Source organism: Brachybacterium sp. AOP25-B2-12 (genome assembly GCF_052378625.1).
Taxonomy (GTDB): Bacteria; Actinomycetota; Actinomycetes; order Actinomycetales; family Dermabacteraceae; genus Brachybacterium.
Genome location: NZ_JBQSXW010000007.1, coordinates 41,385 through 66,412 on the forward strand (window position 1 = coordinate 41,385; position 25,028 = coordinate 66,412).

General features: G+C 72.4%; 23 protein-coding genes and 1 pseudogene. 9 read left to right on the plus strand and 15 right to left on the minus strand.

Translation table 11 applies throughout. The features are described 5' to 3' along the window. Window positions 1-32 precede the first annotated feature (32 nt). Complete coding sequence (locus ACT3TZ_RS06985) at window positions 33-428, plus strand: hypothetical protein (RefSeq protein ID WP_444582682.1); 396 nt, start codon at window positions 33-35, stop codon at window positions 426-428. A 10-nt stretch (window positions 429-438) separates the two neighbouring features. Here the strand turns inward: ACT3TZ_RS06985 and ACT3TZ_RS06990 are convergent, their stop codons facing one another. The 5 genes from ACT3TZ_RS06990 to ACT3TZ_RS07010 all read right to left on the minus strand — a co-directional run bounded on the left by ACT3TZ_RS06990 (window position 439) and on the right by ACT3TZ_RS07010 (window position 6,271). Then, window positions 439-1,527, minus strand: coding sequence for a zinc-binding dehydrogenase (locus ACT3TZ_RS06990; protein WP_444582683.1), 1,089 nt, complete (start codon window positions 1,525-1,527; stop codon window positions 439-441). Between the two features lie 102 nt (window positions 1,528-1,629). Further along, a complete protein-coding gene (locus tag ACT3TZ_RS06995) occupies window positions 1,630-2,520 on the minus strand; it encodes an SDR family oxidoreductase (protein ID WP_444582684.1) in 891 nt (296 codons plus the stop codon). Between the two features lie 2 nt (window positions 2,521-2,522). Further along, window positions 2,523-3,974 carry an MFS transporter gene (locus ACT3TZ_RS07000; RefSeq protein ID WP_444582685.1) on the minus strand — a complete coding sequence of 484 codons (1,452 nt, stop codon included), beginning with the start codon at window positions 3,972-3,974 and terminating at the stop codon, window positions 2,523-2,525. A 295-nt stretch (window positions 3,975-4,269) separates the two neighbouring features. Next, window positions 4,270-5,082, minus strand: a complete 813-nt coding sequence (locus tag ACT3TZ_RS07005) for an IclR family transcriptional regulator (protein WP_444582686.1) — start codon at window positions 5,080-5,082, stop codon at window positions 4,270-4,272. A 94-nt stretch (window positions 5,083-5,176) separates the two neighbouring features. Beyond that, entirely contained in the window at window positions 5,177-6,271 is a 1,095-nt protein-coding gene (locus ACT3TZ_RS07010) for a D-2-hydroxyacid dehydrogenase (protein ID WP_444582687.1), read from the minus strand. 112 nt (window positions 6,272-6,383) lie between these two features. On the opposite strand from ACT3TZ_RS07010, the gene ACT3TZ_RS07015 reads away from it, so the two are divergent. From ACT3TZ_RS07015 to ACT3TZ_RS07025, 3 genes and pseudogenes are all read left to right on the plus strand, one after another. Then, window positions 6,384-6,947: an NAD(P)-dependent oxidoreductase gene (locus ACT3TZ_RS07015; RefSeq protein ID WP_444582688.1), complete on the plus strand. Its 564-nt coding sequence runs from the start codon at window positions 6,384-6,386 to the stop codon at window positions 6,945-6,947. 12 nt (window positions 6,948-6,959) lie between these two features. Next, window positions 6,960-7,310, plus strand: a pseudogene (locus ACT3TZ_RS07020) (NAD-binding protein); the annotation flags it as partial. Between the two features lie 126 nt (window positions 7,311-7,436). Beyond that, window positions 7,437-8,756: a DUF418 domain-containing protein gene (locus ACT3TZ_RS07025; protein ID WP_444582689.1), complete on the plus strand. Its 1,320-nt coding sequence runs from the start codon at window positions 7,437-7,439 to the stop codon at window positions 8,754-8,756. Between the two features lie 122 nt (window positions 8,757-8,878). Here ACT3TZ_RS07025 and ACT3TZ_RS07030 read toward each other — a convergent pair whose 3' ends face one another. Next, window positions 8,879-10,465 carry a solute symporter family protein gene (locus ACT3TZ_RS07030; protein ID WP_444582690.1) on the minus strand — a complete coding sequence of 529 codons (1,587 nt, stop codon included), beginning with the start codon at window positions 10,463-10,465 and terminating at the stop codon, window positions 8,879-8,881. Further along, complete coding sequence (locus tag ACT3TZ_RS07035) at window positions 10,462-10,827, minus strand: DUF485 domain-containing protein (RefSeq protein WP_444582691.1); 366 nt, start codon at window positions 10,825-10,827, stop codon at window positions 10,462-10,464. Before ACT3TZ_RS07035 ends, ACT3TZ_RS07030 begins: the two co-directional genes overlap by 4 nt. 262 nt (window positions 10,828-11,089) lie before the next feature. On the opposite strand from ACT3TZ_RS07035, the gene ACT3TZ_RS07040 reads away from it, so the two are divergent. Continuing rightward, the gene (locus tag ACT3TZ_RS07040; protein ID WP_444582692.1) at window positions 11,090-11,425 is read left to right on the plus strand and encodes a PadR family transcriptional regulator; all 336 of its coding nucleotides are present in this window, start codon (window positions 11,090-11,092) and stop codon (window positions 11,423-11,425) included. Further along, on the plus strand, window positions 11,422-12,489 hold the full coding sequence (locus tag ACT3TZ_RS07045; RefSeq protein ID WP_444582693.1) for a permease prefix domain 1-containing protein: 1,068 nt from the start codon (window positions 11,422-11,424) through the stop codon (window positions 12,487-12,489). Before ACT3TZ_RS07040 ends, ACT3TZ_RS07045 begins: the two co-directional genes overlap by 4 nt. Window positions 12,490-12,599: 110 nt before the next feature. Here ACT3TZ_RS07045 and nrdE read toward each other — a convergent pair whose 3' ends face one another. From nrdE to ACT3TZ_RS07070, 5 genes are all read right to left on the minus strand, one after another. After that, window positions 12,600-14,741, minus strand: coding sequence for a class 1b ribonucleoside-diphosphate reductase subunit alpha (nrdE, locus tag ACT3TZ_RS07050; RefSeq protein ID WP_444582694.1), 2,142 nt, complete (start codon window positions 14,739-14,741; stop codon window positions 12,600-12,602). After that, window positions 14,738-15,136, minus strand: a complete 399-nt coding sequence (gene nrdI / locus ACT3TZ_RS07055) for a class Ib ribonucleoside-diphosphate reductase assembly flavoprotein NrdI (RefSeq protein WP_444582695.1) — start codon at window positions 15,134-15,136, stop codon at window positions 14,738-14,740. The genes nrdE and nrdI overlap by 4 nt, the downstream gene beginning before the upstream one ends. Before the next feature lie 54 nt (window positions 15,137-15,190). After that, window positions 15,191-15,448, minus strand: a complete 258-nt coding sequence (gene nrdH, locus ACT3TZ_RS07060) for a glutaredoxin-like protein NrdH (RefSeq protein ID WP_444582696.1) — start codon at window positions 15,446-15,448, stop codon at window positions 15,191-15,193. A gap of 543 nt (window positions 15,449-15,991) precedes the next feature. Next, window positions 15,992-17,440 (minus strand): Gfo/Idh/MocA family oxidoreductase, encoded by a 1,449-nt coding sequence (locus tag ACT3TZ_RS07065; protein WP_444582697.1) that lies wholly within the window; start codon window positions 17,438-17,440, stop codon window positions 15,992-15,994. 33 nt (window positions 17,441-17,473) lie between these two features. Further along, the gene (locus ACT3TZ_RS07070) at window positions 17,474-19,594 is read right to left on the minus strand and encodes a hypothetical protein (RefSeq protein WP_444582698.1); all 2,121 of its coding nucleotides are present in this window, start codon (window positions 19,592-19,594) and stop codon (window positions 17,474-17,476) included. A 173-nt stretch (window positions 19,595-19,767) separates the two neighbouring features. On the opposite strand from ACT3TZ_RS07070, the gene ACT3TZ_RS07075 reads away from it, so the two are divergent. Continuing rightward, a complete protein-coding gene (locus ACT3TZ_RS07075) occupies window positions 19,768-20,151 on the plus strand; it encodes a universal stress protein (protein ID WP_444582699.1) in 384 nt (127 codons plus the stop codon). A gap of 1 nt (window position 20,152) precedes the next feature. Continuing rightward, a complete protein-coding gene (locus tag ACT3TZ_RS07080; RefSeq protein ID WP_444582700.1) occupies window positions 20,153-21,244 on the plus strand; it encodes an ROK family glucokinase in 1,092 nt (363 codons plus the stop codon). An 80-nt stretch (window positions 21,245-21,324) separates the two neighbouring features. Here the strand turns inward: ACT3TZ_RS07080 and ACT3TZ_RS07085 are convergent, their stop codons facing one another. From ACT3TZ_RS07085 to ACT3TZ_RS07095, 3 genes are all read right to left on the minus strand, one after another. Further along, window positions 21,325-22,890, minus strand: a complete 1,566-nt coding sequence (locus tag ACT3TZ_RS07085; RefSeq protein WP_444582701.1) for a catalase — start codon at window positions 22,888-22,890, stop codon at window positions 21,325-21,327. A gap of 155 nt (window positions 22,891-23,045) precedes the next feature. After that, window positions 23,046-23,585, minus strand: coding sequence for a Fur family transcriptional regulator (locus tag ACT3TZ_RS07090; protein ID WP_444582702.1), 540 nt, complete (start codon window positions 23,583-23,585; stop codon window positions 23,046-23,048). Window positions 23,586-23,703: 118 nt separating this feature from the next. Beyond that, window positions 23,704-23,913 (minus strand): hypothetical protein, encoded by a 210-nt coding sequence (locus ACT3TZ_RS07095; protein WP_444582703.1) that lies wholly within the window; start codon window positions 23,911-23,913, stop codon window positions 23,704-23,706. A 111-nt stretch (window positions 23,914-24,024) separates the two neighbouring features. Here ACT3TZ_RS07095 and ACT3TZ_RS07100 point away from each other — a divergent pair, with 111 nt between their 5' ends. Then, window positions 24,025-25,020 (plus strand): hypothetical protein, encoded by a 996-nt coding sequence (locus ACT3TZ_RS07100; protein WP_444582704.1) that lies wholly within the window; start codon window positions 24,025-24,027, stop codon window positions 25,018-25,020. Window positions 25,021-25,028: the final 8 nt, after the last annotated feature.

A 25,028-nucleotide genomic window follows, 5' to 3' on the forward strand; every position in this document is an offset into this window, starting at 1 on the left:
CTCGACGCCGCATCGTGACAGGAGGAGTGGCCATGGGCCTTCTCAGCGCTCTGCTGGCCGGCTGCCTGCCCTCGTCGCGTCGGATCGACACCGACGACGCCGCGGCGCGGCTCACCTCGGCCGTCCGGGCCGTGCCGGGCGTCTCGGGCGGTGAGATCCTCGTCGAGGACAACCGCCAGACCGGTCGGACGATCCGGGGCCGTCTCCTCGTGGACGCCACCGACGCGGACGGCGTGGCCGAGATCTTCCGGGACGGTGCCCGGGCTCTGGTGGGGGCGTGGGACGAGCTCGAGGTCGAGCACAGCTTCACGGTGCGGGTCGAGGCGCTCGCGGACCCGGACCGCAGCATCGCCCTGAACACCCCCCAGCTCCTGGGCCGCGACCGCCTGGACACCGTCACCATCGACGAGCTCCGCGCAGAGCTCTGACCGCTCCCGGTCAGAACCGCAGCAGCACCTTGGAGCTCACCTGCGCGTCGGCGGCGCGGGCGAAGGCCGCCAGGGCGTCCTCGGCGGGGAACTCGTCGGTGAGCACGGGCGCCACGGCCAGGGAGCCGTCGGCGATCGCGGCGATCACGGAGTCGATCTCGGCGTCGAAGCGGAACGAGCCCACCAGGGTCAGCTCCCGGGTGATCGCGGTGGCGATCTCCACGGGCACCTCCCCGGCGCGCTGCAGCCCGAGCATGACCACCGTGCCGCCGCGGCGGGCGGCCGCGATCGCGGTGGCCAGGCCCGGCACGGAGCCGGAGGCCTCGATGACCACCTCGGGCGCCCAGGCGGTGACCCCCTCGGCGTCCCGGGCATCGAACACGGTGCTCGCCCCCAGCTCGCGGGCCCGCGCCAGCGGTGCCTCGGCGAGGTCGGACACGGCGACCTCCGCCGCGCCGTGGTGGACCAGCACCGCGGCGGCGAGCAGGCCGATGGGGCCGGCCCCGATGACCAGCGCCCGCACTCCGCGCACGTTCCCGGCGCGCTCGACGCCGTGCCAGGCGACGGAGGCGGGCTCCACGGCCGCGGCCAGGCGCAGCTCCAGCCCGGCGGGCAGGGGTCGCAGCATGCGGGCGGGCAGGGCCGTGCGCCGTGCGAACGCGCCCTGGGTGTGCGGGGTGCGGGCGGCCGAGCCCAGGTAGGTGCCCGCCGGGGAGAGGTTGCGGCGCTCGTGGGGCCACGGGGTCACCCCGTCGTCGATCACGGTGGCGGGGTGGACGGCCACGGGGGTCCCGGCGGCGGGGCCGGTGCCGTCGGCGGCCGCCGCGAGGACGGTGCCCACGACCTCGTGGCCCAGCACCATGGGTTCCCGCAGGATCGACTGACCGGCCGCGCCGTGCGTCCAGTAGTGCAGGTCCGAGCCGCAGATGCCGCCGTAGGCGATCGCGACGACGGCCTCGTCGGGAGCGGGCTCGGGCTCGGGGACCTGCTCGACGCGGAGGTCATCGGCGGCGTGGGCGATGACGGCGAGGTTCGGGAGGTCGGCGTCCGAGGGTGCGGGTACGGACGTGCCGGGACGGGTCTGTCGGGGGGTGCTCACGGGGCTGCTCCTGGGATGGACGGCGGTGTCGGGCAGGGTCGGGAGGTCGCGTCGGGGGACGCCGGGCGCGGTCCGGATGCGGTCAGGGCCCCGGCGCCGGGCTCAGACCACGGCGGTCATGCCGCCGTCGACGTACAGCGTCTGCCCGGTCACGAAGGCGCTCGCGTCCGAGCACAGGAAGACCAGCGGCCCCACGAGCTCCTCGACGCGGCCCCAGCGGCCGGCGGGCGTCCGCCCGGCCACCCAGGCCGAGAAGTCCTCGTCGTCCACGAGGGCCTGCGTGAGCTCGGTCGCGAAGTACCCCGGGGCCAGGGTGTTGATCTGCACGCCGCGCGGCGAGAGGTCCGCGGCGAGGCCCTGGGTGAGCATCACGACGCCGCCCTTCGTCGCCCCGTAGGGGGCGATCGACGGCCGCGCGAGGCTCGACTGCACCGAGCCGATCTGCACGATCTTCCCGCTGCCGCGCGCGGCCATGCCCCCGGCCACGCGGCGCGCGCAGTGGAAGGGACCGGAGAGGTTCGTGGCCAGCAGGTCGTCCCAATCGGCCTCGGAGAACTCTGCGATCGGGGCGCGGCGCTGGATGCCCGCGTTGTTGACGAGGATGTCGAGGGGCCCGCCGAGCTCCGCCTCGACCGCGGTGAACCCGGCGTCCACGGACTCCGCGTCGGTCACGTCGAAGGCCGCCGCGAGCGCTCCCCCGCCACCGCGCGTCGAGAGCTCCCCAGCGACGGCCTCCGCGGCGGACAGGTCCCGGCCGTGGACCACCACGCGGGCTCCGGCCCGGGCCAGCCCCGCGGCGAGCGCGCGACCGATCCCCCGGGTCGAGCCGGTCACGAGCGCCGTGCGGCCGGCGAGGTCGAACAGGGAGCCTCCGCCGTGCGCGGACGTCAGGGGGACGGTCGCCTCCGGGGCCGTCGCGCCTGGGCCGGTCCCGACGACGGGGCCGTCCGCGGGCACGGCGTCGTGGGCGGGGGTGCGCGATGCGCTCGGCATGGTCAGGACCTCAGCTTCTGGGCGATGGAGGGTGAGATGTCGGCGAGCCCCGGGTCGGTGAGCGCCGAATGCTCCTCGGTGGTGGACAGGCGGATCGCGTCCTCGACGCGCAGCAGGTTGCGCTCGCGGGTCTCGGGCACGAGGAACGTCGCGGCGGTGGTGATCGCGGCCAGCACCGTCATGTAGATCGCCAGCACGATCCAGTTGCCGTCGGTCCATCCCAGCAGCGCCGCACCGAGCACCCCGGCGAGACCGCCCGCGAGCACGGCGGAGATCTCGCGGGACATGGCGACCCCGAGGTAGCGGTGCTTGTTGCCGAACAGCTCCGGGAGCATCGCGCACTGGGGGCCGAGCATCGAGTTGACGGCGACACCGATCCCGACGGCCACGACGATGATCGCCACGGTCGCATTGCCGAGCGAGAGCAGGTACCAGGCGGGGAAGCTGTACAGGAGCATGAACACGGCCCTGAAGCGGAACACCGGCACCCGGCCCCAGCGGTCCGAGAGCGCACCGGTGAGCGGCACCGAGAAGATCCCGATCAGGCTGCCCAGGGTCACGCCCCAGGTCGCGACGCCCTTGTCGAGGCCGATCGCGGCGCTGGTGACGAACGCCAGCGCGACCGACTGGAACATGTAGGAGCCGCCGTTCTCGGCCATCCGCAGGCCGATGCCCACGACGACCCCGGCGCGCCCGCGGGTGAAGATCTCCTTGACCGCGTGGTCGTGGACCTGCTCGTGCTTCTCGAGCTCGACGAAGGTGGGGGTCTCGCGCAGCCGGGCGCGGATCCACAGGGCGATGAGGATCAGCACGAAGGAGGCCAGGAACGGCAGGCGCCAGCCCCAGGAGAGGAAGGCGTCCTCGGGCATGAGGTTCAGCAGGAAGAACACCACGGCCGCCAGCAGCGTGCCGGCCTGGATCCCGATGAACGGGAGCGCGGAGAAGAATCCGCGGCGGCGCACCGGTGCGTACTCGGCCATGAGGACCGTGGCGCCGGCCTGCTCGGCCCCGGCGCCGAAGCCCTGGGCCAGGCGCAGGAGCACCAGCAGGATCGGAGCCAGGACGCCCGCCTGCTTGTAGGTGGGCAGCACGCCGATCAGGGTCGAGGCGCCGCCCATGAGCACGATCGTGGCGATGAGGACGCCCTTGCGGCCGATCCGGTCCCCCATCGTCCCGAAGAACAGGCCGCCGAAGGGCCGGGCGGCGAAGCCCACGCCGTAGATGCCGAACGCGGCGATCAGCGCGATCGCGGGGTTGGACTGGTCGAAGAACAGGCGGTTGAACACGAGCGCGGTCATCAGCCCGTACATCGCGAAGTCGAAGTACTCCAGGGCGCTGCCGACGCTCGAGGACAGCGTCGCGCGGCGGAGGTTCGCGGCGTAGTCGTCGTCCGCGTTCGCGGGGTGGGGTGCTGTGCTCGTGCTCGGCACGGCGGACGGGTGGTTCTCGCTCATGGCATCTCCCTTGATGCAACGGTGGGTCGATCGGCCCGGCGAGCGCGGCTGCGCCGGATCCTGTGGCCGATCACCCGAGTATGTACCACGGGATGAACGCAGTGCAACACCTTGAACGCAATCGGTGCAGAGCGGTCCTGCGCAGGATGAGGAGGCGGGCGCGGTTGGCCCTGGCCGTGCGCGAGAACCGTCGGGGACCGCAGTCCGGGCCGATGACCGACGGGGACCGCGGTCCGGGCCGAGCATCGACGCGGATCGAGCCGGTCGCGCGGGCGCCGCTCGGATCGGCTGCCGCTCAGCGGGTGCGCGATTCCTGGACGACGCGCTCGAAGGGATTGGTGAGGCGACGGGTGGCCTCGAGCACCGCCGCGCCGATCCGGGCGACGGTCTCCTCGGGGACCTCGAGGCCGTCGTGCACCGGCAGCGCCACCCCGATCGCCATGAGCGGGTCCGAAGGGCGCCACGGCGCGAGCGGCGCCGCGACGCCGAGGATCCCCCGGAAGGACTCCCCGCGGTCCAGGGCGTAGCCGCGCGCGCGGGCTTCGGCGACCTTGGCGCGCACCTGCTCTGGGGTGCCGGCGCTCAGATCCGTGGTGGGCGTGAAGTCGGCCTCGCGGAGCACGGCCTCGACCTCCTCGTCCCCGAGGGCCGACAGGATGGCGCTGCCCGTCCCGGAGTGGATGAGCGGCAGGCGAGAGCCCAGGGGTGTGCCCAGACGGTTCTCGCGCCCCTCGTGGCGCGCGAGGTACAGGGCGTCCAGGCCGTCGCGCACGGCGATCTGCACCACCTCGTGCCGCAGCGCCGGGATCGACTCGACGACCGCGTAGAACTCGCGGACCTGGTTGAAGCCGGCCGTGAACGCCCCGCCGAGCTCGGCGGTGCGCAGGCCCAGCAGGTATCCGCCGTCGGCGCGCCGGATCATGCCGCCGTCCTCGAGCACGGCGCACACGTTGGAGGTCGAGGACTTCGCGGCGCCGAGCGCCCGCGCGAGCTCGGACAGGTTCAGCGGCCTGCCGCCGGCGTCCTGCAGGAAGGTCAGGACCCTCAGCGCGCGGGTGACGGCGGGCGCGAGGTCCTTGCCGGTGGGCTCGTCGGGGGCATCGCTCATCCCAGCAGTATCCCGGGTCCCTCGGGCGCGACCGGACCGGGGCGCCCCGGCACGCCGCGGCGCGGCCCGCGGCGGTGCGGCCCGCAGAGGGCGCTCAGTAGAACTCGACGGTGTCGACGACATGCCGGAGCTCCTCGCCGTCGCAGAAGCGGCGGAGATTCGCGATGAAGCGATCCACGATCCTCTCCTCCTCGCGGGCGTCGAGCGCGGCGGTGTGCGGGCTGAGGAGCACCTGCGGGTGGTCCCACAGCGGGTTCTCGGCCGCCAGCGGCTCGTGCGCCACCACGTCGAGGGCGGCGAAGCCGATCCGCCCGGCGTCGAGGGCCTCCAGCAGCGCGGACTCGTCGACCACGGTGCCGCGGCCGACGTTGACGAGGATCGTGCCGGGACGGCACGCCGCGAGGACCTCGGCGCCGATCAGCCCCTCGGTCGCGGCGGTGCCCGGGAGGGTCGCGACGATCGCGTCGGCGCGGGCGGCCGCCGCGGCGAGGTCCGCGATCGGGACCAGCTCGTCGACGCCGGGCACGGGCTCACCGGAGCGGGTGGTCCCCAGGACGCGCGCGCCCTGGGCGGAGAACGCGGTCGCACAGGCGGCGCCGATCCCGCCCAGGCCCACCACCAGCACGGTCATCGCATCCAGGTGCCGCATCTCCCAGCGCGCGGACCAGTCGTGCTCGCGCTGCTGGCGCAGCAGGCGCGGGAGGTCCTTGGCCCCGGCGAGCACCCCGAACAGCGCGAACTCCGCGAGGGGCCCGCCGTGGGCGCCGGCGCTCGTGGTGACGGTGAGCCGGGCCAGCTCCTGGGCATCGAGCCCGGCCGCACGCAGCTGGGAGCCGCCGCCGGCGGCCATGGTCATCACCCATGCCAGGCGGGGGTTCGCGCGCACGGTGCGGGCCAGCGCCGCGGGGTCGACGTCGGGGATCGAGAACAGCACGTCCGCCGAGTCGACCAGGGCGTCGTAGCGCCGCTGCTGCTCTGAGGTGCGAGCGAACGCCGGGTCCCCCTCCCAATCGGCCGGGAATCGGCGCGGGGCGACGAGGGTCGCATCGTGCACCACCTCGACGCGGGGCTCCGCCTCCGCGATCCGGCGGATCTGCTCCTCGGGCAGGTCGACCGCGATGACGACGCGGGGCCTGCGGGCCGGACCGGGCTCGGCGGCGGACGGGGAGTCGGGTGAGGGCCGGACCATGGGAGCTCCTTCGCTCGGAAGCCGCGCGGGGCGGCGGAGGACGCACCTATGCTACGAGAGATTCATGGTGTTGAACACGATTCGACATACTGACCGCGACTAGGGTGTGCTCATGGCACTCGACGACGCGTCCCTCCCTGGCAGCCCCATCCCCGCCTCCGCCCCGGGCGGCAGCCCCGCACGGGTCGGGGTGATCGGCCTGGGCGCGATGGGCGAGCCGATGGCCCGCCTGCTGCTCGCGGCCCACGGCGCGCTCACCCTCCACTCGCGATCCCGACGACCCGCGCTCGAGGACCTCGGCGCCGCCTGGGCGGCGACGCCGCGGGAGCTCGCCGAGGCGTCGGACGTGGTCCTCGTGATGCTGCCGGACCTCCCCCAGCTCACTCCGATGCTCGCGGGCCCCGACGGCCTGCTCGCGGCGGCGGGCGAGCGCCTCGTGATCGTCTCCTCGACGTCCTCGCCCGTCGACGTGCGCGACTTCGCCGCGCGCCTGGCCGAGGAGTCCGCCGGACGGGTGCGGATGGTCGACGCCCCCGTCTCGGGCGGCGAGGTCGGCGCCCAGCAGGGCACGCTCACCATCATGGCCGGGGGCGATCCCGACGACATCGCGCTCGCCGCCCGCGTGCTCACGCCGTGCGGCACCGTGCGGCGGATGGGGCCGCTCGGCGCCGGGTAGGTCACCAAGGCCTGCAACCAGATGATCGTCGGCGCCACGATGCTGGCCCTGGCCGATGCGACCGTGCTCGCCGAGCGTTCCGGGATCGCACCGCGGGACCTGTTCACGGCCATCGCGGGCGGCTACGCCGGATCGCGGCTCCTCGACGACAAGCGCGGGCGCCTCGAGGCCGACGACGTCACCCCCGGCGGGATCGCCGCCTACATGGCCAAGGACCTGCGCTTCGCCGACGAGGTCGCCACGGCGACCTCGACCCACGCGTCGCTGCTGCCCCGCCTGCGGGAGATGTACGAGGAGCTCGTCGCCCAGGGCCTCGGGCAGGACGATCTCGCGGTCGCCCGCCGCTTCGTGGCCGGGCGGTGAGCCGCGCGGCGACCCGCTCGACCACACGACGCACGTCCTCGGGGTTCTCGGCACCCGTCCCGGGAGGCGACCCGTCCTGTCCCTAGGATGGTGGCCACCGTGCCGACGCCAGCCCGAGGAGCCGACGTGACCGGAACCGCCCCCGCCCTGCCGCAGGACGCCGTGCCCCCGGGAGGTCCGGCGACGTCCGCCGGGCGTCCACCGCGGTCGCTGGCCCCCGACCTCGCCCGCGGCATGATGCTGCTGTTCATCGTGCTCGCCAACGTGTCGTGGCACCTCTACGACCGGCCCGTCTCGGGCATGAGCGTCCATCTCCTCGAGGGTTCGACCCTCGACAAGGTGCTGCAGTCGATCATGCTCATCGCGGTCGATGCCCGCAGCTACCCCATGTTCGCCTTCCTCTTCGGCTACGGCATGGTCCAGTTCATGCGCAGCCGCCAGGCACGGGGGGTCCCCGAGGTGGACGCCCGCCGCATGCTCCGGCGACGCCACTGGTGGATGCTGGCGCTGGGCTTCTGCCACGCCGCGCTCCTGTTCGCCGGCGACGTGCTGGGCGCCTACGCGATCGCCGGCCTGCTGCTGGTGTGGCTGTTCTTCCGCCGCACGGATCGCACCCTGAGGATCTGGGCCATCGTGATCGCGGCGCTGCTGCTGATCTCGACGGTGCTCTCGCTCTTCGGGGGCGTCATGATGACGCTCTTCGCACCGCCCGAGGTCTCGGGGGCGGACGCCTACGACATGGGCTTCGCACGCGAACTCACCGCGGGCGCCTCGCCGTACTGGGCCTCGGCCATCGGCCGCGTGATCGGCTGGCTGTTCATCACCCCGAGCCAGCTCATCGGCGGGGCGATCCCCCTGTGCATCCTGCTGGGCTGGCTCGCCGCCCGGCACCGCCTGCTCGAGGATCCGGGGCGCCACCGTCGCCTCGTGACGGGGCTCGCGGTCGGCGGGATCCTCGTGGGCTGGCTGGGCGGGGTGCCCGCCGCTCTCCTGAACCTCGGCGTGCTCCCGATCCCCTCCGGGGCGAGCTGGATCTTCTCGGGCCTGACCCCGACGACCGGCATCGCCGGCGGCATCGGCTACGCGATGGCCTTCGCGCTGCTGGCCGCCCGCTGGCAGGCGAGCCCGCCCGCCGCCGTCCGGGCGATCTCTGCCGTGGGGCAGCGGTCGCTGACCTTCTACCTGTTCCAGTCGGTGGTGCTGGCTCCGCTGCTCGGCGCCTGGGGCTTCGGGCTCGGGGCGCACCTGAGCACCGCCCAGGCCCTCGGGATCGCCGCGCTGGTGTGGCTGGTGTCGATCCCGCTGGCCGTGTGGCTGGACCGCAGCGGCCGCCGGGGGCCTGCCGAGGCGCTGCTGCGCCGCCTCACCTACGGGAAGATCGACCCGCTGACCCCGCGGAGCCGACCCCCGCGGGCCACGCCCGGGCCCGCCCCCGCAGGCGCCTGAGCGGCGGCGTCCCGGACGCACCATCCGCAGCCCACGCGCCGGGCACGATGCTCACGCACCGGACTCGGCACCCACGCGGCAGGCCCGATGCACTCGCACCGGGCCCGGCGCGAGTGGAACGCTCAGTGCTCCGAGGCCTTCTCCGCCCCGGCGCCCGTGAACGCCCGCACCTCCATCTCCGCGGCCTTGACCTCGTGGTCCGGCGACGGCTTGGTGACGAGGGTGCCGATGATGCCCAGCAGGAAACCCAGCGGGATCGACACGATGCCCGGGTTGGACAGCGGGAACAGCGCGAAGTCCAGGTCGGGGAACATCGCCTTGGGTCCGCCGGAGACGGCGGGCGAGAGCACGATGAGCAGCAGGCAGGACACGAGGCCGCCGATCATCGAGAACAGCGCTCCCCCGGTGTTGAACCGCTTCCAGAACAGCGAGAACAGGATCGTGGGGAGGTTGGCGCTCGCGGCGACCGCGAAGGCCAGCGCCACGAGGAACGCGACGTTCTGGCCCAGCGCCACGATCCCGCCGATGATCGCGAGAACGCCGATCCCCACCACGGTCCAGCGGGCGACCTTCACCTCGTCGTCCGGATCGACCTCCCCGTTCTTGATGACCGAGGCGTAGATATCGTGCGCGAAGGAGGTCGCCGCCGTGATCGCCAGGCCCGCGACCACCGCGAGGATCGTCGCGAAGGCGATCGCGGAGACGACGGCCATGAGCACCGGGCCGCCGATCTCGAGCGCGAGCAGCGGCGCCGCCGCGTTCTCCCCGCCCGGGGTGGTGGGCGCCTGGAGGATCTCGGGCCCCACCAGTGCCGCCGCGCCGTAGCCCAGCACCAGGGTCATGACGTAGAAGGAGCCGATGATCCAGATGGCCCAGACGACGCTGCGCCGCGCCTCCTTGCCGGTGGGCACGGTGTAGAAGCGCATCAGCACGTGCGGCAGGCCCGCCGTGCCCAGGACCAGCGCGAGCCCTAGGGAGAAGAAGTCCAGGGGGTTGGGGTACTTCAGCCCCGGCGCGAGGATCGCCTCGCCCTCCGGGGACTTCTCGACCGCGGCACCCAGCAGCGAGGACACGTTGAACCCGAACTTCGCGAGCACGATGATCGCGAGGATCCCGACGCCGATCACCAGCAGCACGGCCTTGATGATCTGCACCCAGGTGGTGCCCTTCATGCCGCCGACGATCACGTAGAGGATCATCAGGGCGCCGACGACGGCCACGGTGATGGCGGTGGGGAGCTTGCCCTCGAGGCCCAGCAGCAGCGCCACGAGACCGCCGGCGCCGGCCATCTGGGCGATGAGGTAGAAGAAGCACACCGCCAGGGTCGACAGCGAGGCGGCCATCCGCACGGGGCGCTGGCGCAGGCGGAAGCTCAGGACGTCGGCCATGGTGAACTTGCCGGTGTTGCGCAGGAGCTCGGCGACGAGCAGCAGCGCGACGAGCCACGCCACGAGGAAGCCGATCGAGTAGAGGAACCCGTCGTAGCCCGCGACGGCGATCGCGCCGCAGATCCCCAGGAAGCTCGCGGCGCTGAGGTAGTCGCCCGCGATCGCGATGCCGTTCTGGGGTCCGCTGAAGGACCTGCTGCCGGCGTAGAACTCATCGGCCCCGGCCTTGCGGCGCGAGACCCGGAAGACGATCACGAGGGTCACCACCACGAACAGCCCGAAGACGATCATGTTGATGACGGGGTTGATCTGGTCGATCATCGCGCCGCCCCCTGCTCCTCGTCGAGACCGGTGATCTCGCCGCGCTCCATCTCCTCGCGGAGCCGGGAGGCGCTGGGGTCGTATTTCTTGTCGGCCCAGGAGCGGTAGAGCATCGTGATGACGAAGGTCGTCACGACCTGGCCCAGACCCAGCAGCAGGCCCACGTTGACGTATCCGAACACCTTCACGGCGAACAGGCCGGGGGCCCAGCCCGCGAGGATCACGTAGACGATGTACCACAGGAGGAACAGAACGGTCAGGGGCGCGATGAACCCCATGAACGATCGTTTGAGCTGGCGGAACTCCGGGGAACGCTGGACCACGACACTGCGGTCCGCGACGGAATCGGGGTGGGGGGACATGCGGGCTCCTTCGCCGCTGTCGGTGACGCCGTCGTCACCGGGGATTCGAGCACCCTAACCGAACGATGTGACCCGCAACACCGACATCGTGGCAGGTCGGCGCGTCGCGGGCGGCGAATGCGGCCACTCCGGACAGCACGCGGGGCGCTGCGCGCCGGCGCGGGCGGCCCGCAGCCGGGCGCGTTCACCTCCGCAATTCGCTTGCCGTACTACGGCAGACGTACTACGGTTGCCGAAAGCGAACGACGACAGGAGGGCACCCGTGATCGGAGCCGACGCGATCCGCGGCCACATCGACCTGATCGTCCTGGCGATCCTCCAGACCCGCGACTCCTACGCCTACGCGCTCTCGCGCGACATCGCCGAGGGCTCCTCGGGCCAGTACCCCATCAAGCAGACGACCCTCTACACCGCGCTCAAGCGCCTGGAGTCCCAGGGACTGCTCGACTCCTACGAGTCGACCTCGGACACGGGGCGCCCCCGCACCTACTACAGCCTCACGACGGCGGGGGCCGATCAGCTCGCCGCCCTGCGTCTCGAATGGCACGCCACCCGGGACCTGGTGGATCACTTCGCGAAAGGAACGGACCTGTCATGACCGTCATCGACTCCTACCTCGAGACCCTGTTCTCCCCATACCCCGACTCCCCGCGGCTGCGGTCTGCGCGCGCCGAGCTCGCGGCGATGATGGAGGACAAGCTCGCCGACCTCCAGCGCGAGGGCCTCACCGAGTCCCAGGCCCTGGGCCGCGTGATCGCCGAGTTCGGCACCCTCGACGAGGTCGCCCCGGTGCTCGGCATCGAGGGCGAGGTGCGCGGCACCGCCGCCGCATCGCTCCCCGAGCCCGATCCGCGCCCCCGCCTCGACGTCGACGAGGTCCAGGAGTACGCCGAGGCGGTGCGCCGCGCCCAGCCGCTGCACGCCCTCGGCGTGGCCCTGTTCATCGCGAGCCCCATCCCGCTGCTGGGCCTCATCGCGGCCTCGCAGGACATGGCCGAGGGCGGGCGGCGCATCGCGATCACGGTGGGCGTCACCGTCCTGCTCGTGATCGTGGCCCTCGCGGTGCTGGTGGTGACCCGACGCGGCGCGCGCCTCAAGGAGTTCGGCTCCGATCCCGTGGCCGATGAGCTGGGCGTGACCCTCACCGCCGGCGCCCAGCGTCACCTCACCGACCTCCGGCGCACGGTCAAGGCCCGCACCTCCCTGCAGCGCGGGGCCGCGATCGGCATGTTCATCCTGTGCCCGGTCCCGATCATCATCCCCGCCGTGCTCGGCACCGACGGCACCTGGGGCGCCCTGGGCACCTCGAGCGCCACGGGCGTGCTGGCGGGCACCTGCATCACGCTGGCGCTCGTGGCGTTCGGCGTGCTGCTGCTGGTCCGTTCGGCCTGGGCCGACCACGTCGAGGAATCCCTGCTCGGCGAGGACGAGGACGACGAGTACGACCGGCTGTCCACGACCTATCCAGTCTTCGGGGTCGTCATGGCCGTCTACTGGCCGGTCATGGTCGCGATCTTCCTGGCGTGGAGCTTCATCGGCGACGCCTGGGGCTCGAGCTGGGTCATCTGGCCGATCGCCGGCGTGCTGTACGGCGCGCTGTGGAGCGGCGCCGGTGTGCTCGCGAGGTCCCGGCGGGATCCGGACGGGCCGGCGGAGCGGTGAGCGACGGGCGCCAGGCACCATGACAGGGACGCACGACGACGGCCCGCCCCGCGGATCACTCCGCGGAACGGGCCGTCGCTCTGCACCCGGTCGGGGCGCTCAGCACATGCTCACAGCATGCAGCTGACGCAGCCCTCGACCTCCGTGCCCTCGATCGCCATCTGGCGCAGACGGATGTAGTACAGCGTCTTGATGCCCTTGCGCCAGGCATAGATCTGCGCCTTGTTGATGTCGCGCGTGGTGGCCGTGTCCGGGAAGAACAGGGTCAGCGACAGGCCCTGGTCCACGTGCTGCGTGGCCTCGGCGTACGTGTCGACGATCTTCTCGTAGCCGATCTCGTACGCGTCCTGGTAGTACTCCAGGTTGTCGTTGTCCATGTAGGGCGCCGGGTAGTAGACGCGCCCGATCTTGCCCTCCTTGCGGATCTCGATCTTCGAGACGATGGGGTGGATCGAGCTCGTGGAGTTGTTGATGTACGAGATCGAGCCGGTGGGCGGCACCGCCTGCAGGTACGCGTTGTACATGCCGTGCTGCGTGACCTGATCGCGCAGCTCGACCCAGTCCTCACGGGTGGGCAGGTGCACGGTCGAGTGCGCGAACAGCTCGCGCACCCGCTCGGTGCGCGGCTCCCACGTGCCGTCGATGTACTTGTCGAAGTACACGCCGGTGCCGTAGTCGGACGCCTCGAAGTTCGCGAAGGTCTCCCCCCGCTCCTTGGCGATCTGCATCGACGCACGGATGCACTGGTACACCACCGCGTAGAAGTACATGTTGGTGAAGTCCAGGCCCTCGTCGGAGCCGTAGTAGATGTGCTCGCGGGCCAGGAACCCGTGCAGGTTCATCTGCCCCAGGCCGATCGCGTGGGACTTGCGGTTGCCCTCGGCGATCGTGGGCACCGACTCGATGTCGGAGTGGTCCGAGACGCTCGTGAGCGCCCGGATCGACGTCTCGATGGTGCGGGCGAAGTCCGGGGACTCCATCGCCTTGGCGATGTTCAGCGAGCCCAGGTTGCAGGAGATGTCCCGGCCCATCTCGGAGTAGGACAGGTCCACGCCCATCTCGCTCGGCGTGGCGATCTGCAGGATCTCCGAGCACAGGTTGGAGTGGGTGACCTTGCCCGGGATGGGGTTGGCCTTGTTCACCGTGTCCTCGAACATGATGTATGGGTAGCCGGACTCGAACTGGATCTCGGCGAGGACCTGGAAGAAGTCGCGGGCCTTGATCTTCTTCTTGGCGATCCGCGGGTCGTCGACCATCTCGCGGTACAGCTCGGAGACGTTGATGTCCGCGAACGGCTTGCCGTACACGCGCTCGACGTCGTACGGGGAGAACAGGTACATCGGCTCGTTGTTCTTGGCGAGCTCGAAGGTGATGTCCGGGATCACGACGCCCAGGCTCAGCGTCTTGATGCGGATCTTCTCGTCGGCGTTCTCGCGCTTGGTGTCGAGGAACCGCAGGATGTCGGGGTGGTGCGCGTGGAGGTACACGGCGCCGGCGCCCTGGCGGGCCCCGAGCTGGTTGGCGTAGGAGAAGGAGTCCTCGAGCAGCTTCATCACGGGGATGACGCCGCTGGACTGGTTCTCGATCTGCTTGATCGGGGCGCCGTACTCCCGCAGGTTGCTCAGCAGCAGGGCCACGCCGCCGCCGCGCTTGGACAGCTGCAGCGCGGAGTTGATGGAGCGGCCGATCGACTCCATGTTGTCCTCGATGCGCAGCAGGAAGCACGAGACGAGCTCGCCGCGCTGGGCCTTGCCTGCGTTGAGGAACGTGGGGGTCGCGGGCTGGAAGCGCCCGTCGAGGATCTCGTCGACGAGGTTGCGGGCGATCGTCTCGTCGCCCTGGGCGAGCGTGAGGGCGACCATCACGACGCGGTCCTCGAAGCGCTCGAGGTACCGCTTGCCGTCGAAGGTCTTCAGCGTGTAGCTCGTGTAGTACTTGAAGGCGCCCAGGAAGGTGGGGAAGCGGAACTTCTTGGCGTACGCCTGCTCCGACAGCGACTTCACGAAGGACGTGGAGTACTGGTCCAGCACCTCGGCCTCGTAGTAGCCCTTCTCCACGAGGTACTCGAGCTTCTCCTCGAGCGAGTGGAAGAACACCGTGTTGGGGTTCACGTGCTGCAGGAAGTACTCGCGGGCCGCGAGGCGGTCCTTGTCGAACTGGATCTTCCCGTCGGTGCCGTAGAGGTTCAGCATCGCGTTCAGCGCGTGGTAGTCCAGCGCCTTCGTGTGCTCGTGCCCGGGCAGCTCGGTCAACGTCGCCAAAACTCGTCCAATCCCTCGTTCACTCGCCGCACGTCACCGGGGGTGCCGAGCAGCTCGAATCTGTACATGTGGGGCACGTGGCACTTGGCGGAGATGATGTCCCCCGCCAGGCAGTACGCGTCGCCGAAGTTGGTGTTCCCCCCGCTGATCACACCGCGCAGTCGCGAGCGGTTGCGTTCGTCGTTGAGGAACCGGATGACCTGCTTGGGCACGGCCCCGTGGCCGTTGCCGCCCCCGTAGGTCGGGACCACCAGGACGAACTCCTCGTCCATGACGAGGGGGTCGTCCGAGCTGCGCAGGGGGATGCGGTGCGCCGGGGCCTCCAGCTTCTGGATGAACCGGTGCGTGTTCTCGGAGACCGAGGAGAAGTAGACGAGGGTTCCCACGTCGGAGCCTCCTGGACGGCGAGGGTCGTGGCCGCGGAGGGCGGCCGGGGCGGATCAGACGGCGGCGCGGGTGCGGGCCGTGGCGGCGGAGCCGACGAGGGCCTTGATCTTGTCGGGACGGAAGCCCGACCAGTGGTCCTCGCCCGTGATGACCACGGGCGCCTGGAGGTAGCCCATGCCCTTGATGGTCGCGAGCGCCTCGGCGTCCTCGGTGATGTCGACGACGGAGTACGCGATGCCGGCCTTGTTCAAGGCGCGCTTGGTCGCATCGCACTGCACGCACAGGGGCTTCGAGTACACGGTGATGTCCATCGGGAGAGGTGCCTTTCACGAGCGGAGGAGCGGGAGCCTCGCGGCGCCCGGAGATGATGCGGTCTGCGGGGGTCGAGGAGCGAGGACGGGCCGTGGCCGCCCGAACCCTCCGGGGAGGGTTCCGGGACCCGTGTCCGCGCCCGGTGCGGCCACATGTCCCGCGAGGGATCGTGCGGTGCATTCGTGCGGTCCTGACGTGCGGTCCGTTGGCGCGATCCGTCCGTGCCATCTCGACCCTGCCAACACTACACCTGGTGTCCGACGGACGACACCACCACTAGATGTACTGAATTACACGAGTGTTGTCCACAACGGGTGTGGGTGACGATGTGGACGACGGGGGACGGAGCGCACCGCTCGTGCGCGACCGCACGTCAGCGCCGTGGACAACCCTGTGGACAGGCCGCGAGGGCCGCTCCGTCCGGTGGATGGAGCGGCCCTCGCGGGGTCCTCGACGTGCCTCAGGATGCGTCGGATTCGTTCATCCGGCGTGTCGCCCTCGGCGTGTCGCGCGCGCCGCCCGGCCGGGCGGCGCGTCGTGCGTCACTCGGTGCGCGGCGCGGGACGGTCTGCCGGCTCGTCGGGAGACGCCGCGGGGCCGACCTCGTCCTCGACCGACACCCAGGCGTTGGTGACCCGGTCCGGGTCGGCAGCGGCAGAGGCGGATGCCGTCTCCGCCCGCTCCGACGCGTCCGCGTCCGGCGACGCGGCGTCGCCGGCATCGGCGGACGGACCGACCGCCTCGGCCACATCCGCGTCCGTCGTCGGTTCGGCATCGGGCTCGGGTGCGGCCGCTGTGCCGGGCTCGGGCTCGGGCTCGGGCTCGGGCTCGGGCTCGGGCTCGGGCTCGGGCTCGGGCTCGGGATCCAGCGTGCGCCCGTCGGCCACGAGGATCGCCTCGAGGATCTCGCGCAGCCGAGCGGCCTGACGGGCGGCGTCCTCGGGACCGAAGACGTCCTCCCCTCCCCCGACCACGAAGGCGTGGAAGGCCTCCCACATCGCCTCAGCGGACCCGGTGGCAGAACGCACCACCTTCTCCTGCACCGTGCCGCTCTCCCGCTCGCGCAGGGACAGGGTCGAGCGCTCGTCCCCGTGGGAGGGCGCGGGCAGGTCGATCCGCAGGCGTCGCCGGGCGGAGATCGCGGTGATCGTCTCGGTGTACTCGGGAGCGAACGGCAGGTAGTGCCAGACCAGGCGCACAGCCGCGGCGCCCTCGAAGCGGGCGAGCACCTCGATGGAACCGGGGATCACGCCCGAGGGCCACTGGCGCACGGCCTCGATGCGCTCGATCGGCCCGTAGGCCTTCTCGAGCACGGCCAGCTGGTGGGACACGCCGGTCAGGAGCCCCTTGACGTACAGGTCGCGGTCCCGCTGGACGGCGGCCGTGCCCGTGCCCGCGATGACGGCGGCCTCCAGGGCCTTGCGGCGCTCGGCCCGCAGCTCGCTCGGCAGGTCGTAGGCGGAGACCGTCACATGGGCCTGACCGAACAGGGCCTGGGCCGCCGGCATCCGCACCTCGTGGTCCAGCAGACGCAGATCGCGGCGCGGGATCCGCTCGGCGAGCTCGGAGACCATCGGATCGTGCTGCTGGGGGTGGGCCACCATCACGAGCCGGCGTCCGGTCATCCGCTCGAAGTCCGCGACCTCGCGGATCTCGGCCTCGGAGAACCCCAGCGGGGGCTCGACGAGCACGGGGATGCCGCGGCGGACGATCGCCAGGACGTCCTGGACGTGCAGGCCGTCGGTGGCGACGACCACGGCGTCCACCTGGACCTCCTTGGCGCGGATGGCCGTCACGAGATCCGGGACGGTCTCGTAGCGGCGGTCCTCGGCGACGCCCCACACGTCGCTCGCCTCGCGCAGCCGGCGCGGCGAGATGTCGACGATCGCGGCGACCGTGAAGCGGTCCCATCGTCGGCGCAGGACGGGCAGGTGCACGGCCTGTGCCATGGTCCCGGCGCCGACGACGGCGATGTGCAGTGCGCTGGGCATGCGAAGAGCTCCTGGAGGTCGATGGACTGCTGGTCAGCGCGCCCGGACGGCGGGCGCGGGGCGGGTCAGCGGCGCGGTGCCGCTGTTGTACCACATGGGCTCGGACGCCCCCTCGGGATGGACGAGGAGGTGGGTTCCCTCGGGCGACTCGGCGGTCCCGGTGGTGCCGTCCCACACGAGGTGGATGGCTCCGCGCCGGTGCGGGAGCACGAGGTCGAGCGTTTCGAGGGGCTGGATCGGCACGTGGACGTGGATCCGGTCGCCCTCGATGCGGATCCCGCTGATCGCACGGACCAGCTCCCCGGTGACGACGGGCGGGACCGCGGTGCCGGGCTCGTGGCCCGCGACGACCAGGTGCCCCTCCCCCGCCCGCACGAGGGCGGCGCGCACGAGGCCCTGCTCATCGGGCTCCTCGAGGCCGCCGCGCAGGACGTGCACGGTCCCCGCGAGCTCCGCGGGGCGCACCAGGCCCGACAGCAGCGCCAGCGCCGTCGCCCGTGCCGAGGTCTCCGTGTCGTCGCGGGTCTCGAGCCACGCGGCGCGGCGGCCCTGACCGGGTCGGACGCGCAGGCGCTCCCGGCCGCACCGCACGAGGGCGTCCCGGGCCTGGGCGATCACGCGGTGGTCCTCGCGCTCGGCATCCAGGCGCTCTGACGGCCCCAGGGCGTCGAGCGCGGCGGCCAGCGTCGAGATCCTGTCGGCCGGGGTCGCACCGTGCCGGGTGCGGGCGACGATCCGGGCGAGGACGCCCTGGGCGACGTGCTCGGCGCCGCGGGGCGGGGCGGCCGCGTCGCGGTGCTCGCGCACCCACCCGGGCAGCGCGAAGGTGTGCTCGTCGAGGTCGGCGTGGAGGTCACCGGGAGCGATGGCGTCGACCACGACGCCCTCGGCGCCGTCGGTCGCCTCGTGGGCCGTGGCCACGAATTCCTCGAGCGCACGTCCCGAGCGCCAGGTGTCGTGCCCCACCAGCAGGGCGGTGCGGGCGGTGCGCGCGATGTCGGCCAGCAGCGGCACCTCGTCGGTGCCGACGTAGTGCTCCTGGCTGAGCATCCCCAGGGTCGTCAGGCCGTCGGACAGCAGCTGGACCAGGAGGTCGTCCGGCAGGTCCAGGGCGATCGGCCGGGGCAGGACCCCTCGGCGCACCGGGAGCGCGAAGTCCCCGAGCTCGAGATCCGGGGCGCCGTGGACGTGCAGCCAGCGTCCCGCCGACGTCCCGTGCGCCTCGAGGGTGGTGGCCCTCCCATGGGTGGTGACCTGCACGTCCCCGCCGCGCGGCGACGTGCCCGGGGTCGGGCCGGACCACAGGGTGATGGCGCGGCGCGCACCCTCGGGCAGGGCCAGCAGCGGGCGGGAGCGGACCGGGCCGCCGAGGTCGAAGCACTGCACGCCGCCGGTGGCCAGGACGTGATCGCGCACGACGACCAGCTCCTCCTCGACGAGTGGCGGCGGATACAGGATCTCGGGGTGCACGAGGGAGGGGTGGCCGCCGAGGTCCGTGGCAGGGCTCCAGGCGCGGCTGTCGTCGGTGTGCATGACGCCGAAGCGCATCCAGTCCAGCTCGTCGCCCTCGTCGTCGGTCCAGGTGTCGGCGACCTCGTGGACCTCCAGCGGACGCCGGCCGGGCTCGTCGCGCGGCACGAAGGAGACGGGCTCGGGGCTGGACCACCACGTGGAGTCGGTCGGGACGACGGCGACGCGCTGCTCCTCGTCGGTCCAGCTGCCGGCTGGCAACGCGACGTGCAGCACGAGCGCCCCGATCACCGAGGCGGGAGCGCCGCCGGTGGTCGAGCCGTCCTCGACGTGCCGCAGGCCGATCGACACGTGGTCGACGAGCGAGCGCCGCAGCTCCAGCAGATGCGCTGTGAGGTCGATGCGGGTGCCGGTGGCGACTCCGGGACCCACCGAGCGGACATCGGCCAGCAGCTCGTCCCCGAGCTGGACCGTGACGTCCCCGGTCGTGGCGACGACCAGCTCGGCCGAGAGCAGGGTCAGCGCGTCCCGGGTGACCTCGTCGACCAGCAGGGAGCCGAGGTCCACGTCGCGGCGCAGCAGCCACGCACCGCTCCGGGCACCGGGGGCCGCGATCCAGGAGGCGCGCATGGCCAAGGGGTCCGCGGTGCCCGCGGGGGCGTCCCCGAGCGGCTCGCTCGTCATCTCGCCATCACTCCTCGCCATCTCTCCGCGCCGCGGTCGGGTGTCCTCGGCCGTGTCCCGAGAGGCTATCGTGAGCCCGTCCACCCTCCGTGCCACCTCAGGGATCGCTCACAGGTCCTGCGCACGGGCGGTCCCACGTAGGATCGGCCGCATCCGATGTCAGGAGGACCCGCATGACCGTCGTGGTCGGCTTCATCCCCACGAGCGTCGGCTTCGCCGCGCTCGATGCGGCGCGCGAGGAGGCGGAGCTCCGCGGGGGTCCGCTCATCATCGTCAACGTGGTCCGCGAGGGCGACGCCGAGGACCCGCGCCACGCGGGCCCCGGCCAGATCGACCAGGCCCACGAGCGCACCCACCGCGCCTCCGTCCGCGTGGACGTCCGCCAGATCTCCGCCGAGCACGACATCGCCGACGCCCTCCTGAAGGTCGTCGAGGACGAGAAGGCCGAGCTCCTGGTCATCGGGATCCGTCGCGAGCGCGAGTTCGCCCGCCACCTGCTGGGCACCACCGCGCAGAAGCTCCTGCTGGCATCGCGCTGCGAGGTCCTCGTCGTCTGACATGTCCCCCTACTCGACAGACCGCGGGGCGCTGCGCCGCCGCGACCCCGAACGGCGATCGGTGCTGGCCCGCGGTGCCGCGATCGGCATCGACATCGGCGGCACCCGCGTCAAGGCCGGGGTCGTCGACGTGCACGGCCGCGTCCTCGAGCGCCTGGACCGCGCCACCCCGACGCACTCCCCCGCGGCGACCGAGGAGACGATCGTCGAGATCGTCACCGAGCTGCGCCACCGCCACCACGTGCGGGCGGTCGGCGTCGGGGCGGCGGGATTCATCGACGAGAACCGCGCGACGGTGCTGTTCGCACCCCACCTCGCGTGGCGCAACGAGCCCCTGCGCGCCCGGCTGGTCGAACGCCTGCGCCTGCGGGTCGTGGTCGAGAACGACGCCAACGCCGCCGCGTGGGCCGAGCACCGCTTCGGCGCGGCGCGCGGCGAGGGCTCCGTGGTCCTGGTGACGCTCGGCACCGGGATCGGCGGCGGGATCGTCCGCCACGGCGTCCTCGAACGCGGCCGCCACGGGGTCGCCGGGGAGTTCGGCCACATGCTGATGGTGCCCGGCGGCCGGCGCTGCGAATGCGGCAACCGCGGCTGCTGGGAGCAGTACGCGGGCGGCAGCGCCCTGGCGCGGGACGCCCGCGGGTTCGCCGCGAGCGGGACACCGCTGGCCGGACGCCTGCTGGACGCCGCCGGCGGCGACGTCGAGCAGATCACGGGCCGCGTGGTCGGGGCATGCGCCGAGGACGGCGACGCCGCCGCCCAGGGGCTCCTGCGCGAGACCGGCGAATGGCTCGGGATCGGCCTGGCCAATCTCGCGGCGGCCCTGGATCCCGCGGTGCTCGTCGTCGGAGGCGGCGTCAGCGGTGCGGGCGAGGCCCTCATGGAGCCCGCCCGCGGGACCTTCGACCACACGCTCACGGGGCGCGGCTACCGCCCCTCGCCGCGGATCGTCGTGGCCCAGCTGGGCAACGACGCTGGCTTCATCGGTGCCGCGGACCTCGCCCGCACCTCGCGCCGTCGGCAGACGGACGGCCCGCCCCCGATCCGGGGACGGGCCGTGCTCCGCAGCCGTCTCATGCGTCGCGCGCGCTGAGGCTCACGCGCCGCCTCGGCGCCGTGTGCGCCCGGGCTCGCAGGACGTCTCCGCGCCGCGCGCGCGGGCTCACAGCGGTCTCAGCGACCGGCGTTCGTGCGCTGCTCGTCGAGCGTCGCGGACGGCTGCCCGTCCTGCGGGTCCCCGCCGGGGACCTGGTCGCCGATCGCGGCGCGGTACGCCTTCTCGATGCGGTCCCCGACCTCGGCGTCGATGTTGCGCCAGTAGGTGAAGACGTTGGACAGGACCGGCTCCTCGACCGCGGGGATCAGGGTCCCGGCGACCGTCTCGACCAGGCGCTCGCGCTCCTCCTCGGAGAAGACCTCGCGGACCAGGGCGTGCGCCTGGCCGAAGTCGTCGTCCTCGGGGTGGAGCGTGTAGGCGGCGCGGACGAGCTCGCCGTCGGCCTCCCAGCCGTTGTCCACCGGGCCCTGGGCGTCCTGGTAGGCGCGGCCGTAGGAGTTGGGCGCGTACACCGGCGCGTTGCCGGTGTGGTGGAACTGCATGTGCCCCTCCTTGTCGTAGGAGTTGGTGGGCACCAGCGGGGCGTTGACGGGCAGCTGCTGGTAGTTCACGCCCACCCGGTTGCGCTGGGCGTCCGGGTAGGAGAAGACGCGGCCCAGCAGCATCTTGTCGGGCGAGACGCCGGTGCCGGGCACCGTGTTGGCCGGGCTGAACGCGGCCTGCTCGATCTGCGCGAAGTGGTTGGACGGGTTCTGGTTCAGCGTGAAGCGCCCGACCTCGATGAGCGGGTAGTCCCTGTGGGACCAGACCTTGGTGAGGTCGAAGGGGTTCACGCGATACGTCTTGGCGTCCTCGTACGGCATGACCTGCACCTTGAGGGTCCAGGACGGGAAGTCGCCGCCCTCGATCGCGTCGAACAGGTCGCGACGGTGGTAGTCCGCGTCCTCGCCCGCGAGCTTGCCGGCCTCCTCGTTGGACATGTTCTCCACGCCCTGGTCGGTGAGGAAGTGGTACTTGACCCACGACTTCTCGCCGGCCTCGTTGACCCAGAGGTAGGTGTGCGACGAGTAGCCGTTCATGTGGCGCCAGGACGCGGGCAGCCCGCGGTCGCCCATGAGGTAGGAGACCTGGTGGGCGGACTCCGGGGAGAGCGTCCAGAAGTCCCACTGCATGTTGTTGCTGCGCAGCCCGGAGTCCGGGAGGCGCTTCTGGGAGTGGATGAAGTCGGGGAACTTCATGGGGTCGCGGACGAAGAACACCGGGGTGTTGTTGCCGACCATGTCGAAGTTGCCCTCGGACGTGTAGAACTTCAGCGAGAAGCCGCGCACGTCGCGCCAGGTGTCGGGCGAGCCCAGCTCACCGGCGACGGTCGAGAAGCGGGCCAGCATCGGCGTGGTGGTGCCGGGCTGGAGGAACGCGGCCTTGGTGTGCTGCGAGACGTCGTGGGTGACGACGAACTCGCCGAAGGCGCCGGAGCCCTTGGCGTGGGGGCTGCGCTCCGGGACGCGCTCGCGGTCGAAGCGGGCGAGCTTCTCGACGAGGGCGACGTCGTGCAGGAGCAGCGGGCCGTTGGGGCCCACGCTCAGGGAGTTGGCGTCCGATGCGCGCTGTGCGCCGGACTCGGTGGTGGAGGGCTTGGTCGGCTCGAAGCCGGCGTAGGCGTGGTCCTGGTGCTGTGCCATGAGGTGCTCCTTCTGGGGCGGTAGGAACGGTGCTTGGGTGGGGCGATGGTCGTGCGGCGGTGGCTCTGGTGGGGCTGGCACCGTGGTCGGGGCGGATCGTGCGGGTCGGGGCGAGTGGTGCGGGTCGTGCACGGGCGGCATCGGCCGCCCGGGGCTCAGGGGGCGGCCGGGACCGGCGCGGGCGCGGGGCTGATCCGCGGGCCCGCGGGGGCCGGCGTCGGGTCGTCGGCGTCGCGGTCGCCTCGCGGGGCGGCCTGGCAGGCGGGGCAGAGGCCGCGGAAGATCACGTCGGCCTGCTCGATCTCGAAGCCGAGATCGTCCGGGGCGTCCAGGCAGGGCGCCTCGCCGGTCGCGCACGGGACGTCCACGATGAGTCCGCAGTCGCGGCAGATCACGTGGTGGTGGTTGTCGTGACGATGCAGCTCGAAGCGCGCGCGGCGCTCGTCCAGGGAGATGCGTCGCACGAGGCCTGCGGCCGTCAGCGCGTGGAGCACGTCGTACACGGCCTGCTTGGAGACCGCGCCGAGGCGGCCACGGGCCGTGGCGGCCACGGTGTCGGCATCGCCGTGCGGGTTCTCGGCGACCGCTGCGAGCACTGCGAGGCGCGGTGCAGTCACCCGCAGATCCGCCGCGCGCAGGGCTGCCTCGAACCCCTCGGGGTCCGGGGTCGCAGCATCCTGACGCGGTGTCATCATGCCGACTACCGTAGCGCACTGTTCTGGACTTGGTCCAGGAAAGGGTCAGGAGAGCTGCGTCGGAGCCATCGGGCGCCGGCTGCGAAAGCTTGCCCGGGATCGCTCCTGCGGCGCGCCCCTACGTGCAGAGGTAGGGCAGGCGGGGTGCGACGTCGCAGATGTAGGCGGCACCGCCCGCGGGCTGCGCGGCGACCGGGGTCACGGCGACGTGCTCCGGCACCTGCGGCGACACGTCGGCGAAGGCCGGTGCCGCGCCCAGCAGGCCGAAGGCGGCCGTGGCGGCGAGTGCGAGGAGGACGTGCGCTCGTCGGGGTGCACGAACCCGCAAGTCATGAGGTCGGGAGGATCGCGGCATGGGAGTGGTGCCTCTCTCGGGATGGTCCTTCTCGGAGGGTGCTTCCAGGTCGATGCTAACCACACCGCTGACTACCCTGAGCGGATGCGCCGCCCGCCCGCCGACTCCGGGGAGTCCGACCCGAGCCGCGCCTCGGCGCTCCTGCCCGTCTCCGCGGTGGTCGTCGCGACGGCCCTGCTGCTCGCCTCGGCCCCCGAGGCCCTCGCCTCGCCCGATCCCCTCAGCGTCGTCCTCTGGCTGCTGCTCAGCGGGTCCGGCGGCGCCGCACTGCTGCGCCCTGCCCCGTCCGCGGTCGTGGTGGGCGGGATCCTCACGATCGCCGTCCTCGGGTCCGCCGTCGACCCCGGGCTCGGCGTGTTCGCCGCACCGATCGCACTCGCGGCGTGCGCGGCGCGCAGCTCGGCGCGCGTCGTCGCCCTGATCGGTGCGTGGTACTTCACCGCCCTGCTGGTGCCCACCGTCTGCGGCGCCACGCAGGCGTCCGACATCGTCAACGGGGCGATCATCTGGCTGGTGCTGCTCGGATCCTCGGCGGGGATCGGCGCGGGGTTCCGGGCGCTCGCGGACCAGGTGGACGCGCGAACGTCGGACCCTCTCGCCGCATGGGAGACGCAGCCCGCCTGTCCGGTCGACCGCGCCGGGACGAGGAACCGGGGACGAGTTGTCGCCGACAGCGCGACGGGGCACTCGACCTGCCGACAGGCCGAGGAGCCAGCGGCCGCACGGCAGATCCATCGCGACGGACCTGGGGTCCCGGCCTTGCCCACGCGCGTCGCGGACCAGCGTCAGCGCACGCATCGCGTGAAGGCGGGGGCGGTGATGAGGACGTCGTCGTTCGCGTCCCTGGACCTCGGGGAGACCGCGAAGGTGAGCTGCATCGTCACCGACCCCGTGGTCGCCGCGGTCCCGGCGGATGCTGGAGGCATCACGGGGCACACCACGGACGAGGCGGCGAACGCCGGAGCTGCCGTCGCGACGATCACCGTCGGCATGGCCCAGGCGACCGCGCGCATGAGCCGGCGTCGCGTCGGGGCGGCCGTCGAGGGGCCTGGATCGCCCCGGGTCTGGTGGAGGACCTGAATCCATGA

Coding starts and splice junctions, on each gene's coding strand:
- ACT3TZ_RS06985 (WP_444582682.1), top strand. CDS start 33: ATGGGCCTTCTCAGCGCTCTGCTGGCCGGCTGCCTGCCCTCGTCGCGT.
- ACT3TZ_RS06995 (WP_444582684.1), bottom strand. CDS start 2,520: ATGCCGAGCGCATCGCGCACCCCCGCCCACGACGCCGTGCCCGCGGAC.
- ACT3TZ_RS07000 (WP_444582685.1), bottom strand. CDS start 3,974: ATGAGCGAGAACCACCCGTCCGCCGTGCCGAGCACGAGCACAGCACCC.
- ACT3TZ_RS07005 (WP_444582686.1), bottom strand. CDS start 5,082: ATGAGCGATGCCCCCGACGAGCCCACCGGCAAGGACCTCGCGCCCGCC.
- ACT3TZ_RS07010 (WP_444582687.1), bottom strand. CDS start 6,271: ATGGTCCGGCCCTCACCCGACTCCCCGTCCGCCGCCGAGCCCGGTCCG.
- ACT3TZ_RS07015 (WP_444582688.1), top strand. CDS start 6,384: ATGGCACTCGACGACGCGTCCCTCCCTGGCAGCCCCATCCCCGCCTCC.
- ACT3TZ_RS07030 (WP_444582690.1), bottom strand. CDS start 10,465: ATGATCGACCAGATCAACCCCGTCATCAACATGATCGTCTTCGGGCTG.
- ACT3TZ_RS07035 (WP_444582691.1), bottom strand. CDS start 10,827: ATGTCCCCCCACCCCGATTCCGTCGCGGACCGCAGTGTCGTGGTCCAG.
- ACT3TZ_RS07045 (WP_444582693.1), top strand. CDS start 11,422: ATGACCGTCATCGACTCCTACCTCGAGACCCTGTTCTCCCCATACCCC.
- nrdH (WP_444582696.1), bottom strand. CDS start 15,448: ATGGACATCACCGTGTACTCGAAGCCCCTGTGCGTGCAGTGCGATGCG.
- ACT3TZ_RS07065 (WP_444582697.1), bottom strand. CDS start 17,440: ATGCCCAGCGCACTGCACATCGCCGTCGTCGGCGCCGGGACCATGGCA.
- ACT3TZ_RS07070 (WP_444582698.1), bottom strand. CDS start 19,594: ATGACGAGCGAGCCGCTCGGGGACGCCCCCGCGGGCACCGCGGACCCC.
- ACT3TZ_RS07075 (WP_444582699.1), top strand. CDS start 19,768: ATGACCGTCGTGGTCGGCTTCATCCCCACGAGCGTCGGCTTCGCCGCG.
- ACT3TZ_RS07080 (WP_444582700.1), top strand. CDS start 20,153: ATGTCCCCCTACTCGACAGACCGCGGGGCGCTGCGCCGCCGCGACCCC.
- ACT3TZ_RS07085 (WP_444582701.1), bottom strand. CDS start 22,890: ATGGCACAGCACCAGGACCACGCCTACGCCGGCTTCGAGCCGACCAAG.
- ACT3TZ_RS07090 (WP_444582702.1), bottom strand. CDS start 23,585: ATGATGACACCGCGTCAGGATGCTGCGACCCCGGACCCCGAGGGGTTC.
- ACT3TZ_RS07100 (WP_444582704.1), top strand. CDS start 24,025: ATGCGCCGCCCGCCCGCCGACTCCGGGGAGTCCGACCCGAGCCGCGCC.